The organism is bacterium SCSIO 12827 (assembly GCA_024397995.1).
In the GTDB taxonomy this organism is placed as follows: Bacteria; Pseudomonadota; Alphaproteobacteria; order Rhodospirillales; family Casp-alpha2; genus UBA1479.
In genome coordinates this window covers 2,020,679-2,045,800 of record CP073746.1, presented here as the reverse complement: position 1 = coordinate 2,045,800, position 25,122 = coordinate 2,020,679, and the positions used below count along the sequence as shown (strand labels likewise).

At 62.1% G+C, this 25,122-nt stretch carries 7 protein-coding genes; 3 read left to right on the top strand and 4 right to left on the bottom strand.

All coding sequences use genetic code 11. The features are described 5' to 3' along the window. The first annotated feature begins 8 nt into the window (after positions 1-8). A complete protein-coding gene (locus KFF05_09555; GenBank protein ID UTW50223.1) occupies positions 9-18,350 on the top strand; it encodes a ricin-type beta-trefoil lectin domain protein in 18,342 nt (6,113 codons plus the stop codon). Positions 18,351-18,706: 356 nt separating this feature from the next. Here the strand turns inward: KFF05_09555 and KFF05_09550 are convergent, their stop codons facing one another. The 4 genes from KFF05_09550 to folE form a co-directional block, all read right to left on the bottom strand. After that, entirely contained in the window at positions 18,707-19,618 is a 912-nt protein-coding gene (locus KFF05_09550; protein ID UTW50222.1) for a mechanosensitive ion channel family protein, read from the bottom strand. 311 nt (positions 19,619-19,929) lie between these two features. Then, positions 19,930-20,145 carry a hypothetical protein gene (locus KFF05_09545; protein ID UTW50221.1) on the bottom strand — a complete coding sequence of 72 codons (216 nt, stop codon included), beginning with the start codon at positions 20,143-20,145 and terminating at the stop codon, positions 19,930-19,932. A gap of 657 nt (positions 20,146-20,802) precedes the next feature. After that, positions 20,803-22,335: an FAD-dependent oxidoreductase gene (locus KFF05_09540; GenBank protein ID UTW50220.1), complete on the bottom strand. Its 1,533-nt coding sequence runs from the start codon at positions 22,333-22,335 to the stop codon at positions 20,803-20,805. A 76-nt stretch (positions 22,336-22,411) separates the two neighbouring features. Then, complete coding sequence (folE, locus tag KFF05_09535; protein ID UTW50219.1) at positions 22,412-23,029, bottom strand: GTP cyclohydrolase I FolE; 618 nt, start codon at positions 23,027-23,029, stop codon at positions 22,412-22,414. Between the two features lie 149 nt (positions 23,030-23,178). On the opposite strand from folE, the gene KFF05_09530 reads away from it, so the two are divergent. Both KFF05_09530 and KFF05_09525 read left to right on the top strand, forming a co-directional pair. Continuing rightward, positions 23,179-23,907: a FadR family transcriptional regulator gene (locus tag KFF05_09530; GenBank protein ID UTW50218.1), complete on the top strand. Its 729-nt coding sequence runs from the start codon at positions 23,179-23,181 to the stop codon at positions 23,905-23,907. A gap of 233 nt (positions 23,908-24,140) precedes the next feature. Further along, positions 24,141-25,073 (top strand): 2-dehydropantoate 2-reductase, encoded by a 933-nt coding sequence (locus KFF05_09525; GenBank protein ID UTW50217.1) that lies wholly within the window; start codon positions 24,141-24,143, stop codon positions 25,071-25,073. Positions 25,074-25,122: the final 49 nt, after the last annotated feature.

Genomic DNA, 25,122 nt, shown 5'->3' with positions numbered 1-25,122 from the left:
ATTGCGGCATGCGTAATAACGCCGCGCGCAGGGACGGACAGGTCCGGCCTCGAACACGCGCTTTGACCACCGTGACGGCATTGGTGGTGGCTGGGCTCCTGGCGGTTTTTCCGACCGATCTGTCCCAGGCGCAAACCCAGGGATCCGGCGCGCCGGCCCTTGCCGCACCCAGCGTCACGGCGCCCACGGTCGAGGCACCCAAGGTTGCGGCGCCGGATGCCGGGGCACCGTCGTCGGTTGAATCCGAACTTCAACAGGAGATCACCAAGGCGTTCAAGAAATCCGGCCTGTTCAAGGGACTGGATCTGGACCGCCTGGGTCAGGACGGCAAGGCGCGGACCCTGATATTATCCGGCAACAAGGGCGAGCTCGAATTTTTCCATTTGCCCGATGGGGCGCAAGACGACAACACCGTGCCGTCTCCGGCCGCATCGGATCAGCAGACGACCCCACAAACCCAGCCCCTCGTCCCCGGCGCCCCGACCCCGGCGCCCGTGGACAAGGTGGAAAGCCGCCCCTTGGATGCCCCCGCACCGCCGTCGCCCACCGCTTCGGCCACATCCGCGTCGAGGCAGGACGATGACACGGTCAAGGGGAGTTATCATTTTCTGCACAAGCGCGAGAGCCTGCCGCTCCGGCTGTTCGCCGACGCGGCAGGACGGACCGGCGCCATCGATCTGGTGCTCAAGGACGCCGTGCTGATCTACAGTTCGGAAGCCCGCGAGACCCGCTTGTCCAAGCTGAGTATACCCCCCGCGACAACGCGCTATCTGAAGAAGTTCGTCACCGCCAAACGCCGCGCCATGGATCTGCCCGCGGGCGGCGTGATCTTTGCCCGGCTGGTCATCCGTGAAAATTCGTTCCTGGACAATTTGGATAAGGCCCTGGATTTCAAGGAGAAGGAAGTCCTGGTGCAGGGGCACGTAAGCTATCGCATGTTCCGCCGCCTTGTCGGGCTTAGCGTGAAGCCGGCAAAGCCGGACGTCACGGATGACGACATCAAGCTGACGTTCAACCTGGAAGGATTCCGGCCGCCGAAGATCGGACGTTACGTCGATGCTGCAGACCTGGCGTTGACGATCGCACCGGACAGCAACGGACGGCTGGACATGACGGGAACGGCGGCGGCCCGGTTCGGGTTCGGCGCGCGCAAGGTCAAGGCTGCCGGGACGCTTGATTTCGATGCCGTGTCCGGCGATGGCGAGCCCGTATTCCGCATGACCGCCAAGGCGGGCCTGCGCGACCTGCGCAATATCAAGGTCGATGGCGCCCAGGCCAAGGAAATCGACTTCCTGTTCTCGCTGGATGATGCCTATGTGCCCAAGCTGCGGGCCGAAGGTTATGGCGAGCGCTCGGGCGAGCGTATTCCCATTGCCGGTGAATTGGACGAGGAAGACGGCAAAGATCTATTCAAGCTGGACGGCAACACCCTGGAAGCCGTCGCCGGCCTGGACATTCCCGGGTTCGATGAGATCAAACTTGGCACCGTGCCGAAGCTGACAACGGGCCGCGCCGTGTCGGTCGATACGATCATCCGCGGCCAGCCGGCGAAGCTGGTGATCGGGCCCGTCACCAACAATGACGCGGCCTATGTGGCCTTGTCCGTCGATGGCGGCGGCATCGAAATGCTGGTGCCCAAAAATGTCCTGGGTGATCTGGGCAAGGTCGAGACGGGACGCGCCGTTTACCTTTACGTGCCCAAGGGGCGGGGTCCGCCCAAACTGTCGGACCTGCCGAAGCCATTCCAAACCTTGTTCCAGGAATTCTTCACGGACAAGGATCTGAGCAGCGCCAAACCGGGGATGAACCTGTTTCAGGCCTCCGGCTTTGACGAAAAGCATCCGTTTTCCACCTTGCTGTCGCTGTTCCGCCAAGGGCGGACCAACGAAGGCGGGATCAAGATTGTCGGCCAGATCGATCCCCTGGTGTTCGACGAGCCGGATGAGTCCGCAGCCGAGGCCTGGCGCAGTGGTGATGCGCGCGGGCGGTTGAAGCGCGTCCTGGCGACCCTGCGCCTACGGGGTGAGGTGACGGGGTTGGAAGGTGTTGGGTTGAGTAACCTGTTCCGTCTCGCCGACCGGGCGGAATTCGTCTTCGAGGGCGGCTCGTCAGGCAGGGTGTCGGCGGGCTTGGATTTCGGCGGTACGTTGATGCTGCCGGGGGCCAAGGTACCGCGCTACTTCGAATTCGCCGCCGCGGCCCGTTCCGACGGCGCATTCCGCTGGCAGGGCGACGAAGTCGACGCCCAAGGCGAGGATATCCGGGGCGGCCAGCGGGTCACCCTGACGGGGAGCATCCGCAATAAGCGTCCGGTTGACTTGAGCCTGGCATTGGCCGGCGGATTCCGATTGGGGGATCTGTCGCAAATCCAGGTGTCGGGCCTGGCGGATTTGGAAATTCAGGACGTCTATCTGAGCCGTAAGGTCATTTCTGGTGCTTTGGGCCGGGGGAATGCCCGGTCCACCATCACCATCGTCGATAAGCCGGATGCGCGCCTGGCCGTGATCGATGTCAGTCGCGGGGTGCGCCCGGCTGCCTATCTGCCGGGGTTGAACCGCACACCCCTGGCCGATCTGGAGTTACCGGAAACGGCGATCCTAATTGCCGGGCCCGGCAGTGGCGCGGAGGCGATCGATGGCCTGCCGGCCGCCATGGCCCAGTCCTTGAAGAAAACACTGGAAGGCGGCGGCATTGTTCTCAAGCCGGGGATTTCGTTCCTCAGCCGCCTGTCGTTTGACGGCGATGATCCCTTGGCGCGACTGGCCCGGCGTCTGGGCGTGCCCAAAACGGAGACGGCCTTCCTGTCGGGCGACATCCCCGCCGCCGTGGTCAAGGCGGTCGCCGGGGGGCGGGCGCCCAAGGTCCTGGCCGGATTGTCCTTGAAGGCGCAACTGCCGCGATTGACCCTGCCGGGGTTGGAAAACCTGTTCAAGCTGTCGGACGTGACGGAACTGGCGCTGACCAGTGACGCCGCCGGGGCCATGGAATTGGCCCTGAAATCCGGGGGCACCTTTACCATTCCCATCGTGAGGCGTGATGAGCAGGTACAGGTCGACGCGCGCATTACCGGGCAGGGTGCCCAGCGCATGGCCATGCTGGATATCGAGGCTGCCTCCAAGCTGCACCTGACGGCGGAAGCCCCGCTTAATTTCAAGAACCTGGCCAAGGCCAAGGATTTCTCGGTTTCCATCGACAACGGCCTGACCCTGTCGGACCTACTGGGCACGGAAGTCCCCGGCATCGGCAGCCTGCGCTTGGCCGAAGCGAAATTGTCCCTCGGTCATGTCCAGGGGACCCTGGCGCTGGGCGACACGAAATTCACGGTCAACCTCGCAGCCCTTGGTGGCGGTGGTGGTGGCGGCAACCCCCTGGCTCGGCTGATGACGATGGAGGTCTCGGACCTGCCCGGTCTGTCGGTGATTCCCGGCCTGGGGGCAACGCCGCTGGCGGATGTTCGTTTGGGTGATCTCGTGTTCGCCTATCTGCCGACACTCGGCGGCGGCGGTGGGGACGGCTTGGCCCTGGACAAACTGCCGGAGGGGATCAGGCATCTGGCGGGCAAGCTGTCCGGACCGTCGGGCGGCGGCAGGCTGCTGTCCGGCCTCAACCTGGTGTCGGCCGTTGATCCGGCCAAATTGGGCAAGCTGTCCGACTTGTTGGCCAAACTGGGGGCCGGCGGTGGCGGCAAACCGTTCAAGCTGAAGGCGGTCATGCCGGGCGAGGCGCTTGCCTTCATCCGCGGCAAATTGCCCAAGGGTAAAAGTGGTGGGTCCGGCGGGGCGGCGGCCAAGGCCAAGAAACTGGCCGGGACGGTGGTCGCCAAGATCATCCAGAAAACGGACCTCACCATTCCGGTTCCGGCGATCAAGTTGCCGGGGGTCGGTGACTATCTGTCGTCACGGGCGGCCCAGATCAAGCTGACGGGCGGCGAGGGTGCGAACGGCGCGGCCCTTACCACGGCAATCACCGGCGCCTTCGACTTCGTTCTGCCGGGCACGCCCACGTCGGGCAGCCTGGACCATGAAATCACGCTCACCCTGGATGCGGGCCGCAATCTGGCAGCGGCGGTCAACGGCACCGGGCGGCTGAACAACGTGGCGGGGCAGTTCACCCTGTCCGGATCGCTGGCCACGGCCGGGGGGCGCAAGGCGGATCTGGCGCTTGCCCTGGACGGCGAAGGCTTGACCCTGGCCAATGTCATGGGTCTGAACGTGCCCGGCCTGTCGGATGTGGCGCTGACCAAGGCCGCCGTTCGCGCTGGGCTGGTCAGTGGTGAGATCATGGTCAAGGGCGGGACGTTCCAGGCTACGGCCTTTGATTTCGCCCGCGACAAAAAGCCGGCCCTGGCTGTGGTCGCGGCGAACCTGGATATAGCCCAGGTCCTGCCCGCCGTGGCCGGTACGGCCCTGGACGCGGCGACGCTTGAACGCACGACCTTCCTGTACCTGCCCCCCGGCCGCAAGGCGACCTTGTCCGAAACCGGGTTCCCGGCGGAACTCGTCGGGCGTTTCGACCTGGCCAGGGTCGGCGACGGCTTCAATGCCGAACTGATGGCGCGGCCGAAGCAAGGCGGCCAGTTGGCGGACCTGCTGGGCGGGTTGGGCATCCGCCTGACGGACCCGCTCGAGATCGAAGGCCGGTTCAACGCCAATCCCTTCACGGCGTCGGGGAAGGACCTGATCGCCGCCATCGACCTGACGGCGACCCTGCCGACCCTGAATTTCAACAAGATCGGCCCCGTGGCCATCGATTTCCCGTCGCGCCCGGTTCTGGCATTGAAGGGAAGCGACACGGGATTGACTACGCGCATCGATACCTCCATCCGCTTTGCCCTGCCGGGACCGGGGCGCGTCTATGAAGGCGACGGATCCTTCACGACCGAGCCGATGGAGGGGGGCAAGCGGCTGCTGACCTTCGCGGGCTCAGCCCTCGACCCGGGCGGACGAAAGGCTCTTATCGAGGCCTCTCTGCCCTTGCCGGGATCACCGCGCGATTTCAGGCTCAAGTTCTCGGGTGAGCAGACCCTGTCCAGTCTGCTCGGTGTGGACATTCCGGTGATTGGCGATCTCAACCTGAAAGAGGTCGAACGAGACACGGATTATCTGGTCGCCAAGATCGCCTTGAAGGGCTTCGAGACCACGGTCGGCGCGTTCCGCACGGAAGGGCGCTGGGCGGTGACGCTATCCGCCGCCGGGTTGAAGCCGTCCGAATTCATTCCCGGCCTGGGGTCGTCGCCCATCGCCGGCCTGACATTGCCGCAGGCCGTGTTCACCTACATCCCCGGCAGATCAGGTGACGGCACCTCCCTGCGATTGCCGTTCGACGTGGCGGCCCTACCGGACAAGGTGAAAACCGCCGTCGGCCCCTTGCTCAATCCCTTCGGCGGCGGTGGGTCCTCGTTCCGCCCCGGCCTCAACCTGAAAAGCTTCCTCAAGCCCAGCGATCTGCCGGCCCTGAAAAAAATGTTCGCCTTCACCGGCAGCGGGGGTGGGCAGCCGCTGAAACTATCGGGCGTGTTGCCGGTAGAGGCGCTGAAATCCCTGGTGTCGGGCGGCGGCGGTGGCGGTAACAGCGCCATCAAGACCCGCGCCAAAGAGGCTGTCGCAGGCCTGGTTCAGAAAGTTGACCTGGAAACCAAGCTGCCGGCTGTGAACCTGCCGGGTGTCCGTGATGTGGTCGCCTTTGACGATCCCATTCTGCGTATTCAGGGGGTGTCGGAGAATGGAAAGGTCGCCCTGGTGACCCGAATCACCGGCGACATGCAGGTCACGCTGCCGGGGGTGTCACCGCTGGCCCTCGCGGGCAGCCTGCGGCTTGCGGCACGGGTGGATGGTGTCGGCCTGGATGTGGAGGGCGGCAGCGACCGTTTGCGTCTGACAGGCAGTGTCAATTTGAACAAGGCCGACCCTCGCCTGCAATTGGCGGTGGCGTCGGACATCACCGTGCAGGACCTGATCGGCACGTCGGTGCCCGGGATCGGTGATCTGGCCCTGACCGACGCCCGCATCGGCTCGGAAGTCATTTCCGGCACGGTCCAGTTGCGCGGCTCTCAGACGACCCTGGCCGTGTTCGATTTCAAGAAGGACAAGAAACCCTTCGTCGCCCTGGTGCCGGAAAGTGTGGATGCCGCTGATTTTATTCCGGGTGTGCGTGGCACGCCTTTAGACAATGCCAAGCTGACCCGGGGGGCGTTGGTCTACGTGCCCGGCGAGAAAGACGCGTATCCTGAGAACGACGCCTATCCGGACAGTGTCACGGCGGCGCTGAAACTGGTGTCGCGCGGCGGCGCGCTGCCGCCGTCCCAGGGGCTGCGCGCTGGCTTCATTGTCGAACCCAAGGCCGAGAGCCCCCTGGCCAAGGCCCTGGCCTTCGTCGGGGTCAAGGAAGATACCCTGGAGGTCGCCGGGGTGCTGCCGTCTATCGCGCTGGCATCCCGGCCGGGCGGCGCCGGCCGGGGGTTGAGCGGCGATGCCTTGAAACAGGCTGTCGCCGCGGTCGATCTGGAAGCCCGCCTGCCGGCCATCAACCTGCCCGGCATCGACAAGGTGCTGACACTCGGCGCACCGACTTTCCTGATCAAGGGCACGCCGGTCACCGATATCAAGGGCCAGTCCACGGGCGAGGTCAGGTTGCGCGTCGGCATGGCCGGCGACCTGATCTTGAACCTGCCGGGGCATGCGCTGGCCTTCGACGGCGGCATCGACATCGAAAAGACCACGGGCGGAAAGGCGTTCCGGCTGGCCGTGCGGTCGACCTCCACGGTGAACTGGGACAAGGCCTTCGGTCTGCCGTTCCTGGGGCTGAACAATCTGGCCCTGAGCGGCGCCATCGAGCGCACGGCGGAGGGCCGGGCGCTGTTGGATGCATCGCTTTCAACCATGGCGCGGCTCGACAAGCAGGAGTTCGAGGCCGTCAGTTCCCTGACCCTCAAGTCCAATGCCGCCCCGGAATTGCGGTTCACGATCCCCGGCAAGATCGACGTCGCCAAACTGCCGCTGGTCGGCGGGCTCAAGGGCATCAACGAGCTGAGTTTCGCCAATCTGTGGATCGGCACCGGTGGCCTGGGCGGCAAGGTGCGTATCGACAAGTTGGGCATCGGCGGTGAGGGGGCGATCTTCCTGCACGGCGGCAAGCCCATTGCCCTGGTCAAGGCGGACCCGTTCAAGATCACCGACTTGGTCGGTAACTCGGGCCCGGCCAGCAAGTTCAAGCAGGTGTTGGAAGGGGCGGCCCAGATTTCCCTGCCTGAATCGGTCTTCGCCATTTCCACGGCGGATCTGTCGAATGTCCCCGTCGGGGACCTGCCGTCAGGCTTGCTGTCCATGGTCGAGGGGCTGATGCCGAAATCGGGTGGGGACAAACGCACCCTACCGTTCGGCGCGGGGGTGTCCCTGATCGCGGCCCTGTCGGAAGAAAACCTGCCGTCGGCGATCCGCCAGGTCGCGACCCGCGACGTCAACATCTTCAAGGCGGTGGATGGGCCGCTGTTGCTGGCCGGTAGCCTGAAGGGGGTGTTCGACGGCAACCTGGAAGCGCGCCTGGACGCGCGCCTGCCCAATTTCAAACTGCCCGAGGGCCAGCCTTGGCGCCAACTGGTGTCCATCGACAACGTCGGCGCCGAGGGCTTCCTGTTCGTCGACGTGCCGAAGCTGCAGATGGGCCTTGGCGTCAACGGCAACATCACCCTGGACGTGCCGCGCCTGAGCACGCCGACCAAGTCCGACAAGCTGAAGTTCGGCGGTGATCTGTATACGTCGTTCGACGCCGTGTCCTGGGCCGGCAGTTTCAAGCTGGCGGCTAATATGCGGGGCGACTGGCATCAGCCGTTTGGAATTTCAAAGAACCACACCTTCCGAAACCCAGCGATCCTGATCGGATTTGATTCCGAAGGCAGCGTTGAATTCGGTGTTGGGGCTTCGGCGATCGTGACCGGTTTGGGCCGCAAACAGGACCGCACGGTAACGGCGGATGCGGATTTCCTAGTCAACATCAACTTCTCTACCTCCATCCCGCTGCCGAAAAAACTGGCAGTCGCCTACAAGGTCAAAGGCGAGTTGAGCCAATGGACGTCGCTGGAAATGATGGAGGCCAACTTCAAGGGTGTCCTGGGCGGGCCGATGGCCAATGAGGTTCTCAAGGTCCTGCCCGACAAGAAATCCCGCGACGCCGCCAAGTACCTCCAGACGGAAATCCTCAAGCGCAGCATTTTCGACATCATCCGCGTGGATGAACTGCCTCTGCCGACCTTGAGCGTCGTCGATCCGGTCATCTTCTTCGCCACGCCGGGGGCCAAGATTCCCGGGCGTGACGATACGCTGGATACCATGGGCATGCGCGTCGGCGGCGGCGCTTACATGTCCTTGTTCGGCAACAAGAAACGCCTGGGCGGTGCGGACCTGCGTCTGACCCTGTCGGATGGCCTGATTTTGAAAGGCGATCTTGCCGACATCACCTTGCCGCCGATTCTCAAGGTGCAGAATGCCAAAGTCGACATCGTCGCCAACATCAAGCAACTGCCCCATTTCAAGGTATCGGGGAACACCAATTTCCTGGGCGCCAAGGAAAACATCGATATCGAGTTTTCCAAGGATCGCATCCATTTCGAACTGGAACGGGACCTGGGCCGCCTGATCAAGACTAGGTTCCTGGCGCAAACAGACAGCGGGGATGTGCTCGGCGCACGTGAGTTCCTGGTCGAGGCCGATACCAAGACGGAGATCGACAAGCTGATCTCGGACGAAGTCTTCCCCCGCATGGGCATTCCGAAGGTCGTGTTCGACGCCATCAAATCGTCGACTCCGATCTTCATCCATGGCGCCAAGTTCCGCGGCAAGCTGGTGGACTTCCTCAAGGGCGGCGAGGTGACGCTGGAGATCGATCACAGCTTCTTCGGCACGCGCATGAAGGAACCGGCCGTGGCCAAGGTCAAGCCGGCCTGGGCGTCGAGCAATCCGGTTGAGGTTCTGCCCGCCGCCGCCATCGGCGACGCCATGGGGAAAAGCTTCTTTGCCTATCTGATCGATCACCCCTTCGCGTTGGGCAAGATCAACCTGGGGCTGGTGTCGTTGGAAAGCGCCAGCCTGAGTGCGGAACGGGATACGTCGAGCCGTTTCAAGATCACCGGCAAGCTCAATGCCCTGGGGCTGCCGTTCTCGCAAACGACGGCCTATCTTGACAATAAATCGGGGCTGACGCTCGATTCAAAAACCGAGATCAATGTCGGTCTACCGCTCGGCGTGCTGGGAAATCTGGCGCGCAGCGAAACCACGTTGCACTACGAACTGAACCCGGCCGGGGTCAGCCATAAGATCAAGCTCGACATGTCGACGGCTGCGCTGGGTTTCAAGGACTCGATCCATTTCAATCTGGATGGCGACTTGACGGAAACCAACGTCTCGTTCCGCTCGACCCATCCTTGTGCGCGCTTTTCCTCTCAGACCACCATGGGGGCAGGGGACATCCGCAACCTCGCGCTCAAGGTCAATCAGGGAACGGCCCTGCCCATCGATTTCATCCAGGCGGTCAAGTTTCAGCCGAAAATCTCCCTACCGTCGCCCAAGGACGCTTTGCAGTGCGGTAGCCGTGTTGCCGGTATGGCGGCGGCGGCGGTCGATGTGGCGGCCCAGGGCCTGCGCGACGTGGCGAACGCGGCCAATGTGGTGGTCGGCGCCGTCGGAAACTTGGCGGGAGAAATCATCAAGGGGCTGAAGTCGTTGGACTGCAAGTTGCTGCGCCTGGGCGATTGCCCGCGGCCGTCTGACTGCCGGGGCAGCGAGCGCTGGAGCGACAGCCTCAAGCGCTGCTGGATTCCTGATAATTTCCTGCTGCGTCATTATTCCATTGCGAACCGCGATAAAGGCTGGTGCGCCGACATCCGAGGTGCAAAAGACCAGGCAGGCGTGGATCTGATTCCGTGGGGCTGCCACGGCAAATGGAATCAAAGCTGGCGGTTCTACGGCGATGGATACCTGCGAAACGTGAAAGGCGGCTGCATGGGCGCCCGCAGGTACCATGAAGGCGGCGTGGTATCGCTGGAATCTTGCAGTTCGTCGTCGGTGTTGAAGATGGAGTTTCTGACAACGGGGCAGATCATCGCGCACCGCAAGGATGGAAGCGGCGGGGCCTGCCTGGCCATCGATCGGGGAAAGATCGTCCTTTGGGGATGCGGGCGCGTCGGCGACAAGCATACGGATCTTTGGCTTCCCTTCGACCCGTTCAAGGGACGTGTGGTCAATCCGGCGCTCGACCGGGAAGCCAAGGCCTTGGAGGCCGCTTACAAGGCGCCGGTCAGCAATGATCCGCCGGTGCCGTTCATGCGTTATTGGAAGCGCAGCACCAACGAATACTACCATACCGCCGATCCGGAACAGTTCGGTAACGGGCGCGACGGCTGGGCCTATGACGGCAAGGTCGGCATGATCTTCAACAAGCGGGCGCCCGGAACCGTGCCCCTGTTCCGTTTCTGGCGAACGGCGCGGAAGGGGCAGAACCACGTCTACACGACCGAGCCCAACGGATTCCGAGGCGGTCAGCGCGGCTTCAGCTTCGATGGTGTGGCGGGATACGTCTACAACAGGGACATCCCCAACACGGTGCCGTTCTTCCGCTATCACGAAAGCAACAACACCAACTACTTTTACACCGGCGACATCGACCAGCTGGGGCGCAATCCAAGGGGGCCCTGGCGTTTCGAGGGAACCGCCGGGTACCTGCCCAAGGAAGAGCCGCCGCTGACGCCGCCGGTGGAACCGTCGAACCCGGTGCCCCTGGCGTTCGACAAGAACATCCAGGTCTTCCCCAAGCCGGCCGAAGGCACGATGCCGCTATACTTGTACGGCCGCATCGAGAATCGTCGCCGTCAGGCGCCTGACATCCTGTCGGGCGACTTCAAGGAATATGGCTATGGTTCGCCGGAAATCTATTTTGCGGGCATTGCCGGATATGTGTTCCCCGACAAGCGACCGGGCACGCTGCCGATCATCCAGCGCCGGTACGGCAAGAATATCGGGCTGGGCCATTACCCGGGGCCTGACTACGGCCCGGGCAAGGATGCTAAGCTCGTGCGCGTCGATCCCGTGCCCTTGCTGCGTTATTTCAATCCCAAGGCAAACGACCATCTGTACACCGCCGACCCGGCGCAGCTGGGTGACGGCCGTGACGGCTACGTCCGCGATGGCGTCGCCGGCGCCATCTTCCCGGGGCGGGTTCAGGGTACGGTGCCGCTTTACCGTTACTGGAACGGGGCCAAGCAGGACCACATCTTCACCACCGATTTCCAGGAATTGTGGTACGGCAAGGACGGCTACGAGTTCGTCGCCGTGGAAGGCTATGTCTATCCCAAGGAACAGAAGGGCAGCCGGGCGCTCCACCGCTACCGCAACGGTGCGAGCAACGACAATCTGCTGACCACGGACATCGACGAGTTCGGTGGAAAGAAGGGCGCCAAGGGCTTCAGTTACGTCAAGGTCGAGGGCTGGGTTCCCGCCGTCACGCCGCCGGGAGCCAAGGATCGGGCGGTCAAGTCCGAGCCCGAGATGATGTTGCGCTATCACCATCCGGGCACCGGCGATCACGTGATCGCCCTTGGGTTCGGGGAAATGGGCGAGGGGGCGGACGGCTATGTCCTGGACAAACCCCTGGGCATGATCTTCAGCAAAAAGGCCAAGGATACGGTGCCGCTGTACCGCTATTTCCACGCGGCCAATAACGACACCTATTACACGACGAAGTTCGACGGTCTGGCCTGGGGCAAGGACGGATGGACCTATCAAGGGATCGCCGGCTGGATCTATGACAAGCAGCGGCCGGGCACGGTGGCGCTGCGCCTTTATCATTCGTCGGCCAATCGCGAACATATGCTGGCGCGGGACGGAGACACCAAGCCCGGGTATACAGCACAGTCCGTCGTCGGCTGGGTGCCGGAATTCCAAGCACCCGGTGCCGACACACCGGTGGTGCAATCCACGCCGGTGATCCTGGCCCGCTACGTCAACGCCAAGACCCGCGACAGTCGCCTGACCGCCGGGGACAAGGAATTCGGCCGGGGGGCGGGCGGCTATGTGCCCGACCGCTATCTGGGACACATCTGGCCGAAGCGCGCCAAGGGCACGGTGCCGCTCTACCGTTATTTCAGCGCATCCAGGAACGACACCTACGTGGCGACCGATTTTTCGGAACGTTGGTACGGGACCGACGGCTACGTTTATGAGGGCATCCTTGGCTACGTCCAGGCCAAGGAAGGACCGGAAACGGTCGCCCTTCATCGCTATGTCAACGAGGCCACGGGCGACACGCGGGTCACCACCGACTTCGCCGAACTCGACGGCAAGCGGGGTCGCGACGGCTATCGTTATCAGGGGGTCATCGGCTGGGTGAAACCGTTCACCCCGCCGGGGTTGGAGCAGCCGGAAAAAGCATCGAAGCCGGTGCCCTTCGTGCGCTACCGCGACAAGAAACCCGGCGCCTACGTGCAGGTCGCGGGGGCCGAAACCTATGGTACCGGCAAGGGTGACTTGGTGATCGAGCAGGCCCAGGGCCGCATCTTCAAGACCCGCGCACCCGGTACGGTGCCGCTCTACGAGTACGGCCGGGGCAAAAGCCACGTGCGCCGCTATACGACCGATTTTCGCGATCTGTTGTTCGGTCGCGACGGGTTCGATTATCTGGGCCTGGCCGGCTTCGTCTATCCCGACGCGCGGTCCGGGACGGTGCCGCTGCATCGGTTCGACACCCGCGACAACGGCGGTCATGTCTTGACCGTCGACAAGGGAGCGTTCGCGGGCAAGAGCGGCTATGCGGGCGGCGGGATAATCGCCCATGTTCCGGCCTATGACGAGACGCCGTCGCCGGCCTTCCGCAACCTTTATGTCGCGACCAACCGGAACTTCAGCTGCCTCTACGCGCAGGCTCAGGACGGCGGCGAACTCGACTCGCGCCTATGCGCCGACGACGGCAACATGCGGTTCACCTTCTGGTCCGACGGCACCCTGCGCCATGATCCCAAGGATTTGTGCCTGGGCACAAACAGCCAAAGCGGCAATGCGGCCAACGTTGGGATTTATACCTGCGATTACTCGCCGGGCCAGCAATGGGATGTCCGCTGGAGCGGCAAGAAACCGTCGCGTCCGGACCCGGCGGCCCGCTTCCAACTCGTTCATCGGCAGAGCGGCAAATGCCTAGGGTTGGCCGACGACAGCGCCCGCGACGAGGTCGAGACCGTTCTCGTGAAATGCGCGGCAGAGGGCAAGGCCGGGGTTCAGTTCTGGAGCGCAGGTCAAGAGGTTCCCGCCTATGACCTGCCGGGCACGGACGTGCCGGTGCGGCCGTCGGACCCGGAACTGCTGGTGCGCTACGTCAATCCCAAGGCCAAGGGGGGAGATCATCGCTTGGTGCTGGGGCTGGACGAATTGGGCCGGGGCAAGGACGGTTTCCTGCCCGACGTCGTCATGGGCCGGGTGTTTGCGACCCGCGCGGCGGCGGACCTGGTGCCGCTCTACCGCTATGTCGCGGCCAAGGACGGCGATCATATGTACACCGCCGATTTCCACGAATTGCGGTTCGCCTCGGACGGCTATCGGTTTGACGGGGTGCTGGGTTATGTCCAGGCTGCCAAGGGACCGGGATTGCTGCCCTTGCACCGCTACTTCAACAAATCCCGCCACGATCACCTGGTGACGACGGATGGGGACGAACTGGACGGCGCCAATGGCAAGAACGGGTATCGTTACGAAGGCGTTGCCGCCTATACCCCGGGCACTGGCGCGGAAGTTCGCAAAGGTTGGGCCAAAGTTCACTTGGCCAACCGGGACGGCATGGTGTGCCTGACCCGGGACGGAGGCGGCAGTCTGTCGTCCCGCCGCTGCGAGGACGAGGGGGATCAGCCCCTGGCGTTCTGGACCGATGGCACGCTGCGTGACCTGAGCGGCGGCAAGTGCATGACGACCGATCGGGCGGGCACCGCACCGCCGGAAATTGCGGCCTGCGACAACAGTCTGGCCCAGCGCTGGACGCCTGTGTGGCAGGGCGGTAAGGCGCCGGGACAGCCCAGTGGGCGTACGGCCATGCAGCTGTCCCATTGGCTGTCCGGGGCGTGCCTGACCTTGGCCGACGGATCGGGCCGCGACGGCGTGCCCGCCGTGATGGCGCCCTGCGGCAAGTTCGCCAAGGACGACCGCCGGGGCACTTGGTGGGCCCATGGCGGCGTGCCCACGTTTACCGCGCCGGGGGCGGACGCGCCGATGGTCAACGCTGATTCCCAGCCGCTGATCCGATATGTCAGCGCCAAATCGAAAAGCGGCGACCATCGCTTGACCGTGGGACCGGATGCCCTGGGTCTGGGACGGGACGGCTATGTCATGGAAACGGCGCAGGGCTATGTCTGGGCCGGACGGGCGGCGGGTACGGCGCCCCTCTACCAGTATCACCACAAGGCCACGGGCGATCATTTCTGGACACCTGACTTCCGCGAACTGGGATACGGCGCATCGGGTTACGCCTACCAGGGGATCGCCGGGTATCTGCACGCGGACAAGCAGCCGGGAACGGTGGCGCTCCACCGCTACGTCAACAAGGTTCGGGGCGATCATCTGCTGACGTCCGATTTCGATGAATTCGGCGGCAAGGTCGGGCGCGCCGGATATGCGTATGAAGGTATCGCTGCCTGGGCCCCGGCTTATCCGGAAGCTCCGACGGACGGCTACACGGGCCTTTACCTGGCGACGGCCAAGAATTTGAGCTGCCTGGACGGCGCGGCCAAAGTGGGCGCGGCGGTGCGCGCGTCCTTCTGCCACGATCATGACAGGCCCAAGTTCTCGTTCTGGCGGGACGGCACCCTGCGTTTCGACGGCGGGACCAAGGACGGCACCAAGCTCTGCCTGAATGCGGACAAGGCCGGCGTGACGTTGGCGCGCTGTGCCTATACGCGGGCGCAGCAGTTCAAGGCGGCTTGGCAGGGCACAGCGCCCAAGGCCGCCGACCCGACCCGGTCCATGCAGATCGTTCATGTCGATTCCGGAAAATGCCTGGGCCTGGCCGACGCCTCGGGTCAGGACGGCGTCGCCGCCGTTCTGACATCTTGCAAGGCGCCCGGCGACAATGTCCAGACCTGGTCGGCCGGTACCAATCAGCCCCGCTTTACGCCGCCGGGGATGGAGGTCGCCGAGGCGGCGTCGGATCCGGTGCCGTTCATTCGCTATGCGGCCAAGGCCGGGAAGGGCGATCACCTGATGCAGGCGGGGCCGGAACTTTTTGGATTGGGCAAGAACGGGTATGAGATGCAGGCCGCCCAGGGCTTCATCTTCACCACCCGTGCGCCGGGCACACGGCCGCTTTACCGCTACAAGGATACGAAGACCGGCGACACCATCTATACGGGCGACTTCCACGAGTTCCGCTTCGCCAAGGGCACTGTCTCCTATGACGGCTGGGTCGGCTTCGCCTATGGCGCCGAGCGCAAGGACGCGGTGGCCCTGCATCGTTACGTCAATAAGGCGAGGGGCGATCATCTTCTGACAGCCGATGCCGACGAACTCGGCGGCAAGGCGGGCAAGGACGGATATGCCTATGACGGCGTCGTCGCCTGGGTGCCGCCTTATGACGAAACGCCGGACAAGGGCCATCAGGCTCTGTTCGCCGCGACCCATGGCAATCTGACTTGTCTGGATGCGGACGGGACGGACGGCGGGCCGCTGTTGTCCAGCTATTGCGGCAAGGAGGACGGCAAGCATGCGCTGACCTTGTGGCAGGACGGCACCCTGCGCCAGGACGCCAGCGGCCTGTGCCTCAGCCTGCGGGCGCCGGGCAAGGGCGGGGCCAAGGGGGCGGCGGTGACCGTCGACCGCTGCGACTATACGCGGTCGCAACAATGGACCCTGGGTAAACCAGGGCGAGATAAGACCCGCAGGATCAGCCATGCGGACTCCGGAAAATGCCTGGGCATTGCCGATGCTTCGGGCCAGGACGGGGTTGAAACCCGGGCCTATGCCTGCGCCACCAGCGATCCCGACCTGCAGGCCTTCACCCTGACCACGAAACGACCCGAATTCACGCCGCCGGGGATGGAGGGTTCCGTCGCCGCGTCGGATCCGGTGCCGTTCATTCGCTATGCGGCCAAGGCCGGGAAGGGCGATCACCTGATGCAGGCGGGGCCGGAACTTTTTGGATTGGGCAAGAACGGGTATGAGATGCAGGCCGCCCAGGGCTTCATCTTCACCACCCGTGCGCCGGGCACACGGCCGCTTTACCGCTACAAGGATACGAAGACCGGCGACACCATCTATACGGGCGACTTCCACGAGTTCCGCTTCGCCAAGGGCACTGTCTCCTATGACGGCTGGGTCGGCTTCGCCTATGGCGCCGAGCGCAAGGACGCGGTGGCCCTGCATCGTTACGTCAATAAGGCGAGGGGCGATCATCTTCTGACAGCCGATGCCGACGAACTCGGCGGCAAGGCGGGCAAGGACGGATATGCCTATGACGGCGTCGTCGCCTGGGTGCCGCCTTATGACGAAACGCCGGACAAGGGCCATCAGGCTCTGTTCGCCGCGACCCATCGCAATCTGACTTGTCTGGATGCGGACGGGACGGACGGCGGGCCGCTGTTGTCCAGCTATTGCGGCAAGGAGGACGGCAAGCATGCGCTGACCTTGTGGCAGGACGGCACCCTGCGCCAGGACGCGAGCGGCCTGTGCCTCAGCTTGCGGGCGCCGGGCAAGGGCGGGGCCAAGGGGGCGGCGGTGACCGTCGACCGCTGCGACTACACGCGGTCGCAACAATGGACCCTGGGTAAACCGGCGCGGGATAAGACCCACAGGATCAGCCATGCGGACTCCGGAAAATGCCTGGGCATCGCCGATGCTTCGGGCCAGGACGGGGTTGAAACCCGGGCCTATGCCTGCGCCACCAGCGATCCCGACCTGCAGGCCTTCACCCTGACCACGAAACGACCCGAATTCACGCCGCCGGGGATGGAGGGTTCCGTCGCCGCGTCGGATCCGGTGCCCCTGGTGCGCTATGCGCGCACGGGCAACCGCGCGGCGCATGTATTCAAGCTGGGCCCCGCGGATTGGGAAACGGGCAAACAAGGCTACAAGATCGAGATTCCCCAGGGCACGATCCTGCCCAAGCGGGCGGCGAAGACGCGACCTCTGTACCGCTATCGTCATGCCGGCCGCGATCAGCACCTTTATGTTACGGATTTCCTGGATTACCGGTTCGCCAAGGACGGCTATGCCTTCGACGGTGTCCTTGGATACGTGCTGGCGGACGAAACCAAGGGGGCCGTGGCCCTGCGCCGTTACCGGCACAATCAGACCGGCGACGATCTTCTGACCGTGGATGACCGGGAATACGGCGGCGACAAGGGCCGGGGCGGCTATACCTTCATGGGCCTGCAGGGTTGGGTCGCGCCTTACCGCGCGGCCCCGGTCGGACCGCTATCCGGGATTGTCGCCGTCGCGCAGGCTTGGCATTGCCTAGCCGGACCGACGAACAAGGCCGGCGGCCCGGCGACGATCCAGCCCTGTGCGCTGGACGGTGCCGACCGGTTCACCTATTTCGATGACGACAGTTTCCGCGACGATGCCAGCGGCCTGTGTCTCGCGTTCGAGAACGACCGCATGCCGGCGGTTTGGGAAACCTGTTCCTACCGCGATCCGCGTCAACGCCTGCGCCTGCATTGGACTGGTAAGGGCAAGGCGGCGCCCAAGGCCGCCGACGGCGGGCGGGCCCTGCGATTGGAGCATGTGGCGGAAAAACGCTGCATCGCCCTGCAACAAGGTCAGGCGACGGCAGGCAACGGCCTGACCCTGGCGGCCTGCGCGGACAAGTCCAGCCAGCCGGATCAGGATTGGCGGCCCATGGCCGAACTGCCCCGGGCCAAAGCGATGGCAGGGTGGCGTGGTCTGACCTTGAATGGCGGCAACGACATGTGCATCAGCGGTCCGGTTGCCAAGCGGGATGGTCGGGTGACGCTGAGGGCTTACGGGAGCGGGCGGCGGCAGACGCTCTTTGCCCGCTATGACGACGGCACCCTGCGCGCCGAGGAAACGGGTGCCTGCCTGACCTTGCCCGTGGCCGGCGGCGGCAAGCCGGCGGTTCTTGCGCCGTGCCTGGTGAATAGTCCGTCGCAGAAGTTCGAGATTCTATGGAATGGGCCGGGCAAGACCCCGAAGGGGCCTGCCACTGATCGGGCATTCCGTCTGCGTCATCAGGACAGCAAATTGTGCCTGGGCGCCCGTGGCGGCAATTGGCAGGACGGAACACGAGTGACCTTGAGCACTTGCGCCAAAACTACGGGCACCCTGGCGCAAAATTGGCGGTTCGGAGGCGAGAACGCTCAGAAGTCAAAGTAAACGACTCTGGGTTTTTTTTGTTGAGTTTAGAACGGGTCTGACTTGGGCCTCGGGTTATGAGCCGAAGGAGAAGAACTTGAAGACTGAGAGCGTCAAGAAATCATGCAATGAAAGGTGTGTTTGAGCACGAGCCGGGAAGGCCCGAGCGTAGACTGCGCAGGTCCAAATTTTGCCCCTGCAACCAACAAATTCAAGCTCCCTAGGCCATCAGGTTAGGGGGCTTTTTGCTACTCAAGGCTAACGTCTCAGTGGGAAACCGCTAAGGCGGTTTTGTGCGTGGGCTACTGTGGGGCTATCCAGAAGGCTTGAATTTAAGCTAACCGGTAGAGATTTCGGTGATCGTCAGCAGCAGGCCTTCAGGTGTCCGGATGTTGTACGGCACAGGCAGGTGTCGCGGGACCGACCAGCTCTATCCGCCTATATGGTGCGGTGGTACCGGCTCGGCGCAATGTATCGTCCACCAGACTATAGACCTCGTCGCGGCAATCAATGTCGCGATCGAAGCGAGAAAGCCAAAAGCGTAAGGCGTAGGTGATACCGCTTTCCTCATAGGCCTGAACGCGAACGTCCGGCAATGGGTCCTGTTGGATCAGCGTCGCCCCCTTCAGTGCGTCCAACATGAGTTCGCGGGCTCGCTTGATCGGCATATTATGATCAAGAGTGATGGCGATCTGTGTGCGGTAATGTGGCTTTGGCGCGGAATAGTTTGTAATCCGCTGGCGCGCAATCTGGCTGTTCGGCAGAATCATGTATGTGGCGTCACGGGTTAATATCCGCGTTGTGCGCCATCCGATCTCGATAACCTTTCCGCGCGCCATCCCGTCGATGTCGATCCAATCTCCGATGCGAAAAGGACCTTCGATACCAAGTGCAATTCCGGACAGCGTATCAGCCACCACGTTGCGGATGGCGAAGCCGAACATGGCGAGAACAAGCCCTGAACCGGCAAGCGCGCCAACTGCACCCTGTCCTGTGAAAAGCGCTGCGGTCGCCGCGAGTGCGACCAGAAACAAAAGCGCCGTTATGATTTCTCTTAAGAGTCGCGGGTAGGGTTGCCGATGCGCTGTTGTCTTATCGAGCGCGATCGACAGAACGCGGCTGATGAACCACGCAACCGCGAAATATGCCAGGGCGTTGATGCAGAGCCAGAGCGTCTCGTCATTTCCAAGATGATCGCTAAGATCAGACCGAAAGAAAATCAGACCGAAGTTGACGGTTGCCAGGATAGTTGGCCACACAAGGCGTTGCATATGCCGTTTCGCGCTCATTGTACGCATCCTTCTCCGGAGATGGCTTCGGTTCTATGTAAGTTAGTGGTGGTGCAAAACAGGCACCGACCGGCGTGCGCGCGCGGAAGTTCCCTGTCGCAATGTCGGCAGATGATGAGGATCGATCCAAAGTTCAAGAAAAGTGCTTTGTGGCAAAACGGACATCTGTTGGCCGCAGCAAATGGCAAAGCGTTGTTGCAGCGAGTGCATGTCTCGCGCAAAGCATACGTAGTCATGTGTTCGCTCCGAAAAACGAGAGGATCAACGATACGATGAGTTTCGTTTGATTGGAGAAAGCGACCTGACGGAGGTCACAACATTCTAGGGCCGTCTTCGGAAAACTCGTAGATGATCGGACCCGTTCTGCCTTGGGCCATGTCGCGCACAAATGGGGGGTGTGTTGCCGCAGCGACGCCCTCGAAATTGTTGGCAGATGCCATCTGGCAGTGCCCGCCAAAATGGGGACGGCGGTTTCGAGTCAAATTAATTTTCGGGTTTGGGTCGTAAGGAAATTGGATGTTGGCCATGATCTCTCCTCGCGTGACCGATGATCGCGCGCTCATTTCAAGGTAATGAGGAAGCCCCGGGAGGTGCGACAGGCGTAGACGCGCCTAAACCGCCCGGGGAAACAGGCGGGTCAGAAGAAGAAACCGAAAATGATCTTCATGGACCAACATCCCTGAGATATGGGCGGGGGCCATGGACAAGTCAATGGTCATGCCCTGAGATGACGTCTCAGCCTAAGTATCCGTGAAGTGGTTTGATCTCACTCCCTAAAAGTGATCCAGGACGTTTGAAAGGGTTTGGCGCATTCTGACCTTGAGAAGGATGAACGAATGAGCCGTAAACGCTGTACCCCAAGACAGCCCATCCGCATGCTGCGCGAGGATGAAGTCGGCCTGGTACAATTAAATCGGTGGTGATTTCTATCTAAGCCGTTGAAATAATGGCGGATGGGGTGGGATTCGAACCCACGAAGGGCGTTAACCCTTGCTGGTTTTCAAGACTTGCGTTTAACCGCTACATGCTGTGCTGATTTGGAAAAAATATCGCAATTACAATGCGATGGAATATGGTCATTTGCGATCGTTTATGAACGTTTACGACTCCAATTGTCCCTGATTTGTCCCAAGGTGCGGTTCGGAGGTCGTTCAGCGCGACGCGGAGTAGCAGTGCCATCGCGTTCATCTCCCCGCTGCCGTTGCGTGCTCCATTTCAATCTCGGCTTGCAGGCTCGGTATATCACGGAAAATCGACGCGACGGCGCGCACCCGGCCTTTGTTCCTGTATATCACTAAACAATCTTTCGATGCGATATCTCCCTCGATCGAAATCTCGTCCCATTCCTCGGCATGGCCGACATAATTGATGGGCACGTCGTAATGCTGGCTCCAGAAGAACGGGACCGCGTCGAACTTCTGGCGATGGCCGAGCATGTTGAGGGCCGCTGTCTGTCCTTGTCGTTGCGCCACGGCCCAGTGCTCAACGCGGATCGCCTCGCCTGAATACGGGTCGGGCCAACGGGTGATATCTCCGGCGGCATATACCCCGGGGGCGCTGGTTTCCAGATAGGTGTCGACCAGGACACCGCGGTCGATCGTAAGCCCGGCGTTCTCCGCCAACGTCAACCTCGGCCGGACGCCTATCCCAACGACGACGAAATCCGAATGCAGCACGGTGCCGGTCCTGAGCGTCACGCGTCGGTCGGAGATATCGACCACGGTTTCTTCCAGGTGAAAGATGACGCCGTGATCTTCGTGCAAGGTTTGAATAAAGTCTGCCAACTCGGACCCGAACACCCGCGCCATCGGCTGCGGCTCTGGTGCCACCACATGCACCTCGATGTTTCGGGCGCGCAGCGCCGCTGCTGCTTCCAGACCAATGAAGCTTGCGCCGATCACGACAGCCCGACGGGCATCCTCGGCGGCAGCGATGAGGGCCCGGCAGTCGGCAAGAGAACGAAGGGTATGCACGTTCGGCAGATCGGCGCCTGGAATGGACAGGCGTACAGGTTCCGCACCGGTTGCCAGCAACAGGCGGTCATAGGACAAGCTGTCGCTGGCGGCGGTCATGATCCGTCGTGCGTCGATATCGATGTTGGTAACGTCGGTGTTCAGGCGCAGGTCGATGCCGGCCTCGCCGTAGAACGAGTTCGGGCATAAGGGAATCCAGTCCTCCGGGGCGCTGCCGGCCAGGAAGTCCTTGGACAGATTGGGGCGGTCCACCGGTGCGGCGCTATCATCGCTTAACATGGTGATTTTGCCTTGATACTGGCGACGCCGTAGCATTTCAGCGGCCGCGAAGCCGGCGGCACCGCCACCGATGATAACGATGCTCTCCGGTGCATTGACAGGCGGGCTCGCGACCGGTTTGACGGGGCTGCTTTTTTCGTGAACGAAGATGCGGCCATCGCGCGTTTCAACCGTCCAGCACGGCAACGGTGTTATGGCCGGGGCGCAAGTGGCTTCGCCAGACTGCAAGTCAAAACACGCATGATGCCACGGACAGCGAATGCAATCCCCTGTCACCAGGCCGTCGCCAAGGGAGGCATGATAGTGGGAGCAATGTGCATCGACGGCGAAGATCCCGCTTTCCCCGTCCACCAGAAGAACTTCATCGCCGTCGACATGGCCGACAAGCTTGCCGTCGACAAAGCTGGTGACATCGACTCCCTGGCTTAAATCCGGTCCAAGTTGCGGTGGTATATCCTGCGTCATGTTCGACTCTCCATTCGGTTATTAAGCTGCTTCAATGGCGAGACTACTCATTGCGCAGGTTCATCTTGGCCGTGTCTCAGCCGACCATGCTGAGAAATTCCTGACGGGTCGGGGGATTATCCCGAAAGCAGCCGAGCATGCGGCTGGTCACCATATCCGACTCCGGTTTGTGGACGCCGCGCGTCGTCATGCAGTGATGCGACGCCTTGATGATGACGCCGACCCCTTTGGGTTTTAGGACCTCGTTCACCGTATTGGCGATCTGCGCCGTCATTCGTTCCTGAATCTGCAAGCGCTTGGCATAAACATTGACGACCCTGGCCAGCTTGCTGATGCCCACCACGCGGTTGTCAGGAACATAGGCGACCCAGGCCTGGCCGATGATGGGCGCCATGTGATGCTCGCAATGGCTTTCAAACCGAATGCCCCGCAGCAGCACCATTTCGTCGTAGCCGTCGATTTCTTCGAAGGTTTTCTGCAGGATATCGGCGGGATCTTGGGAATAGCCGACGAAGAATTCTTCGAACGCCCGTGCCACACGCGCTGGTGTTTCGAGCAGTCCGTCACGACTGGGATCGTCTCCTGCCCAGCGGATAATGGTTCGAAACGCGGCTTCGACATCGACCCGGCTTGGCTGAATGTCGGACTGGCTCGAGGATTTGGTCCGTTCCAACGTTTGTAGAGATGTGTTCATGAAGATTTGTTCCTAATGCCGAAAGGTGCGATTTCAAGCGGCTCGCTGTTGCATTCACGCCCATTAGATGGATTTTGTTCGAAAAATGTTCCCGAGAAATATTGAAAACTTACGCCAACCGGGAAGCCTGGGCGCCGGGATAGAGGTTTGTGTTTGGTAAAGTGGTCAACCAATTATATAAGATGCCATCTAATTATGAATTCCGGGGGATCAAGGTGAAAGATAGCCAAACGGTTCGCGTGTATCTGGAAGAGGGGATCGAGACCGGCCGTTTTTCAGTCGGTGAACGTCTTCCCACCGAACGCGCGCTTTCAGACAATCTGCAGGTGTCGCGCAGTGCCGTGCGCGACGCGCTGGCGGTCCTTCAGGAGGAAGGCATCGTCGTGCGTCGGCCCGGAAGCGGGACATACGTCGGCCGCGTGCCGGCGTATGGTGACGAGCAGCGGAAAGTGCATTTCGGGTTCGGCCCGAAAGAAGTCATGGAAGCGCGCTTTTTGATTGAGCCGAGGCTTGCGCGTTTTGCCGTCATGGGGGCTAAGGGCGAAGATTTGGAGGCGCTTGAAGCGGCGGCCGTAAAATGCGAAATGGCGAAGAAGTTCGATGAATATGAGCTGGCAGACGCGGAATTCCACCGATGCTTGGCTCACGCGACCGGGAATTTGCTGATGGTGGCGCTGTATGAAGTGGTGGAAAGAGAGCGCCGGGCCGTTATCTGGGGGTCGATGCGTAAACGGTTCCTGACCCCGGAAAGGCGGGAAGAATCACGGCGCGAACACCGGCATATCCTGAACGCGATTCTAAATCGTGACGCCGACGAAGCGGAAGCGCTGGTGCAAACGCATCTCAACAAAATCATGGTTGCCATGCTGAGCGTATGAGGGCCGTGGTGTGATCAGCTGTCCTTGATCGTTTGCCGGGAACCGGTCCGGCAGAATTGAGCCATCTCCAATGAGGTCTCTGTTTGTCGGCTGCCTTGGCGCGGTCGATGTTCGGCTGTTCGCGGCGCAGCTGCCTATTGGCCTGCGTCGGGATAATTATTGACAACCAAAAATCTCACTCATAGGCTTAATTGGTAAATTAATTAACCAATTAACGAAATGAGGCCAACCAAATGAGAGTGGCAGTTATGGGCGCCGGCGGCGTCGGAGGGTTCTTTGGCGCCAAATTAGCGGAAGCCGGCCATCACGTGGCGTTCATCGCCAGAGGGGCGCATCTCGAAGAAATTCAGAACAATGGATTGATCATCGAAAACCTGACGGATGGCGGTACCAATCAGTATGACGTCGAGGCGACGAATGATCCCCGGACCATCGGAAAGGCCGACCTTTTGCTGTTCGCCGTGAAGATGTGGGACACGGAAACAGCGGCCGATTTTGTAAAGCCGGTAGTCAGTGACGGCACGGCAGTTCTGTCTTTGCAGAACGGCGTCATCAAAGACATCATTCTCAAAAAGCGGTTTGGCGAAAAGGCGGTTCTCGGCGGTGTTGGTTACGTCGCGACTTCCATTGCCCGACCGGGCGTGATCGGCCAGACCGGCAAGCTCCAGGAAATTGTCATCGGCGAATATGACCGCACCATCTCCGAACGGGTGCAGACGCTGGTCGATGGCTTGGCCGCGACCGGCCTGAAATCCACCGCATCGCAGGACATCGAAAGCGTGCTTTGGGAAAAGTTCGTGTTCCTGGTCGGCTTGTCGGCAATGACCGCAGCCACCCGTATGCCCATCGGGGCCATCCGTTCAACGGCGGAATCGCGGAACCTTTTGAATGCGATCATCTCCGAAGCCGTGGCTGTGGGCCGAGCCCGCGGCGTTTCCCTGCCTGAAGATTATGCCCAAGACCGCATGCGTTTTGTCGACACGCTGCCCGATACGATGAAGGCATCCATGCTTCACGATCTGGAAGCGGGCAAGCCTCTTGAACTGCGTTGGCTGAGTGGCGGGGTCGTCGACCTGGGGCGGGAGGTGAATGTTCCAACGCCGGCGAACGAATTCATTGTCGCAACCTTGGCCCCTCATGCCGATGGACCGGCGGCCGCAGCCTGAACAGGGATTGTTGCGAGTCGATGGGTACCTGGGAGGTCGCCCGCCTTCG

Excerpts from the sequence above, each read along its gene's own strand:
- KFF05_09540 (UTW50220.1), bottom strand. The coding sequence starts at position 22,335 with ATGACGCAGGATATACCACCGCAACTTGGACCGGATTTAAGCCAGGGA.
- KFF05_09550 (UTW50222.1), bottom strand. The coding sequence starts at position 19,618 with ATGAGCGCGAAACGGCATATGCAACGCCTTGTGTGGCCAACTATCCTG.
- KFF05_09555 (UTW50223.1), top strand. The coding sequence starts at position 9 with ATGCGTAATAACGCCGCGCGCAGGGACGGACAGGTCCGGCCTCGAACA.
- KFF05_09525 (UTW50217.1), top strand. The coding sequence starts at position 24,141 with ATGAGAGTGGCAGTTATGGGCGCCGGCGGCGTCGGAGGGTTCTTTGGC.
- folE (UTW50219.1), bottom strand. The coding sequence starts at position 23,029 with ATGAACACATCTCTACAAACGTTGGAACGGACCAAATCCTCGAGCCAG.
- KFF05_09545 (UTW50221.1), bottom strand. The coding sequence starts at position 20,145 with ATGGCCAACATCCAATTTCCTTACGACCCAAACCCGAAAATTAATTTG.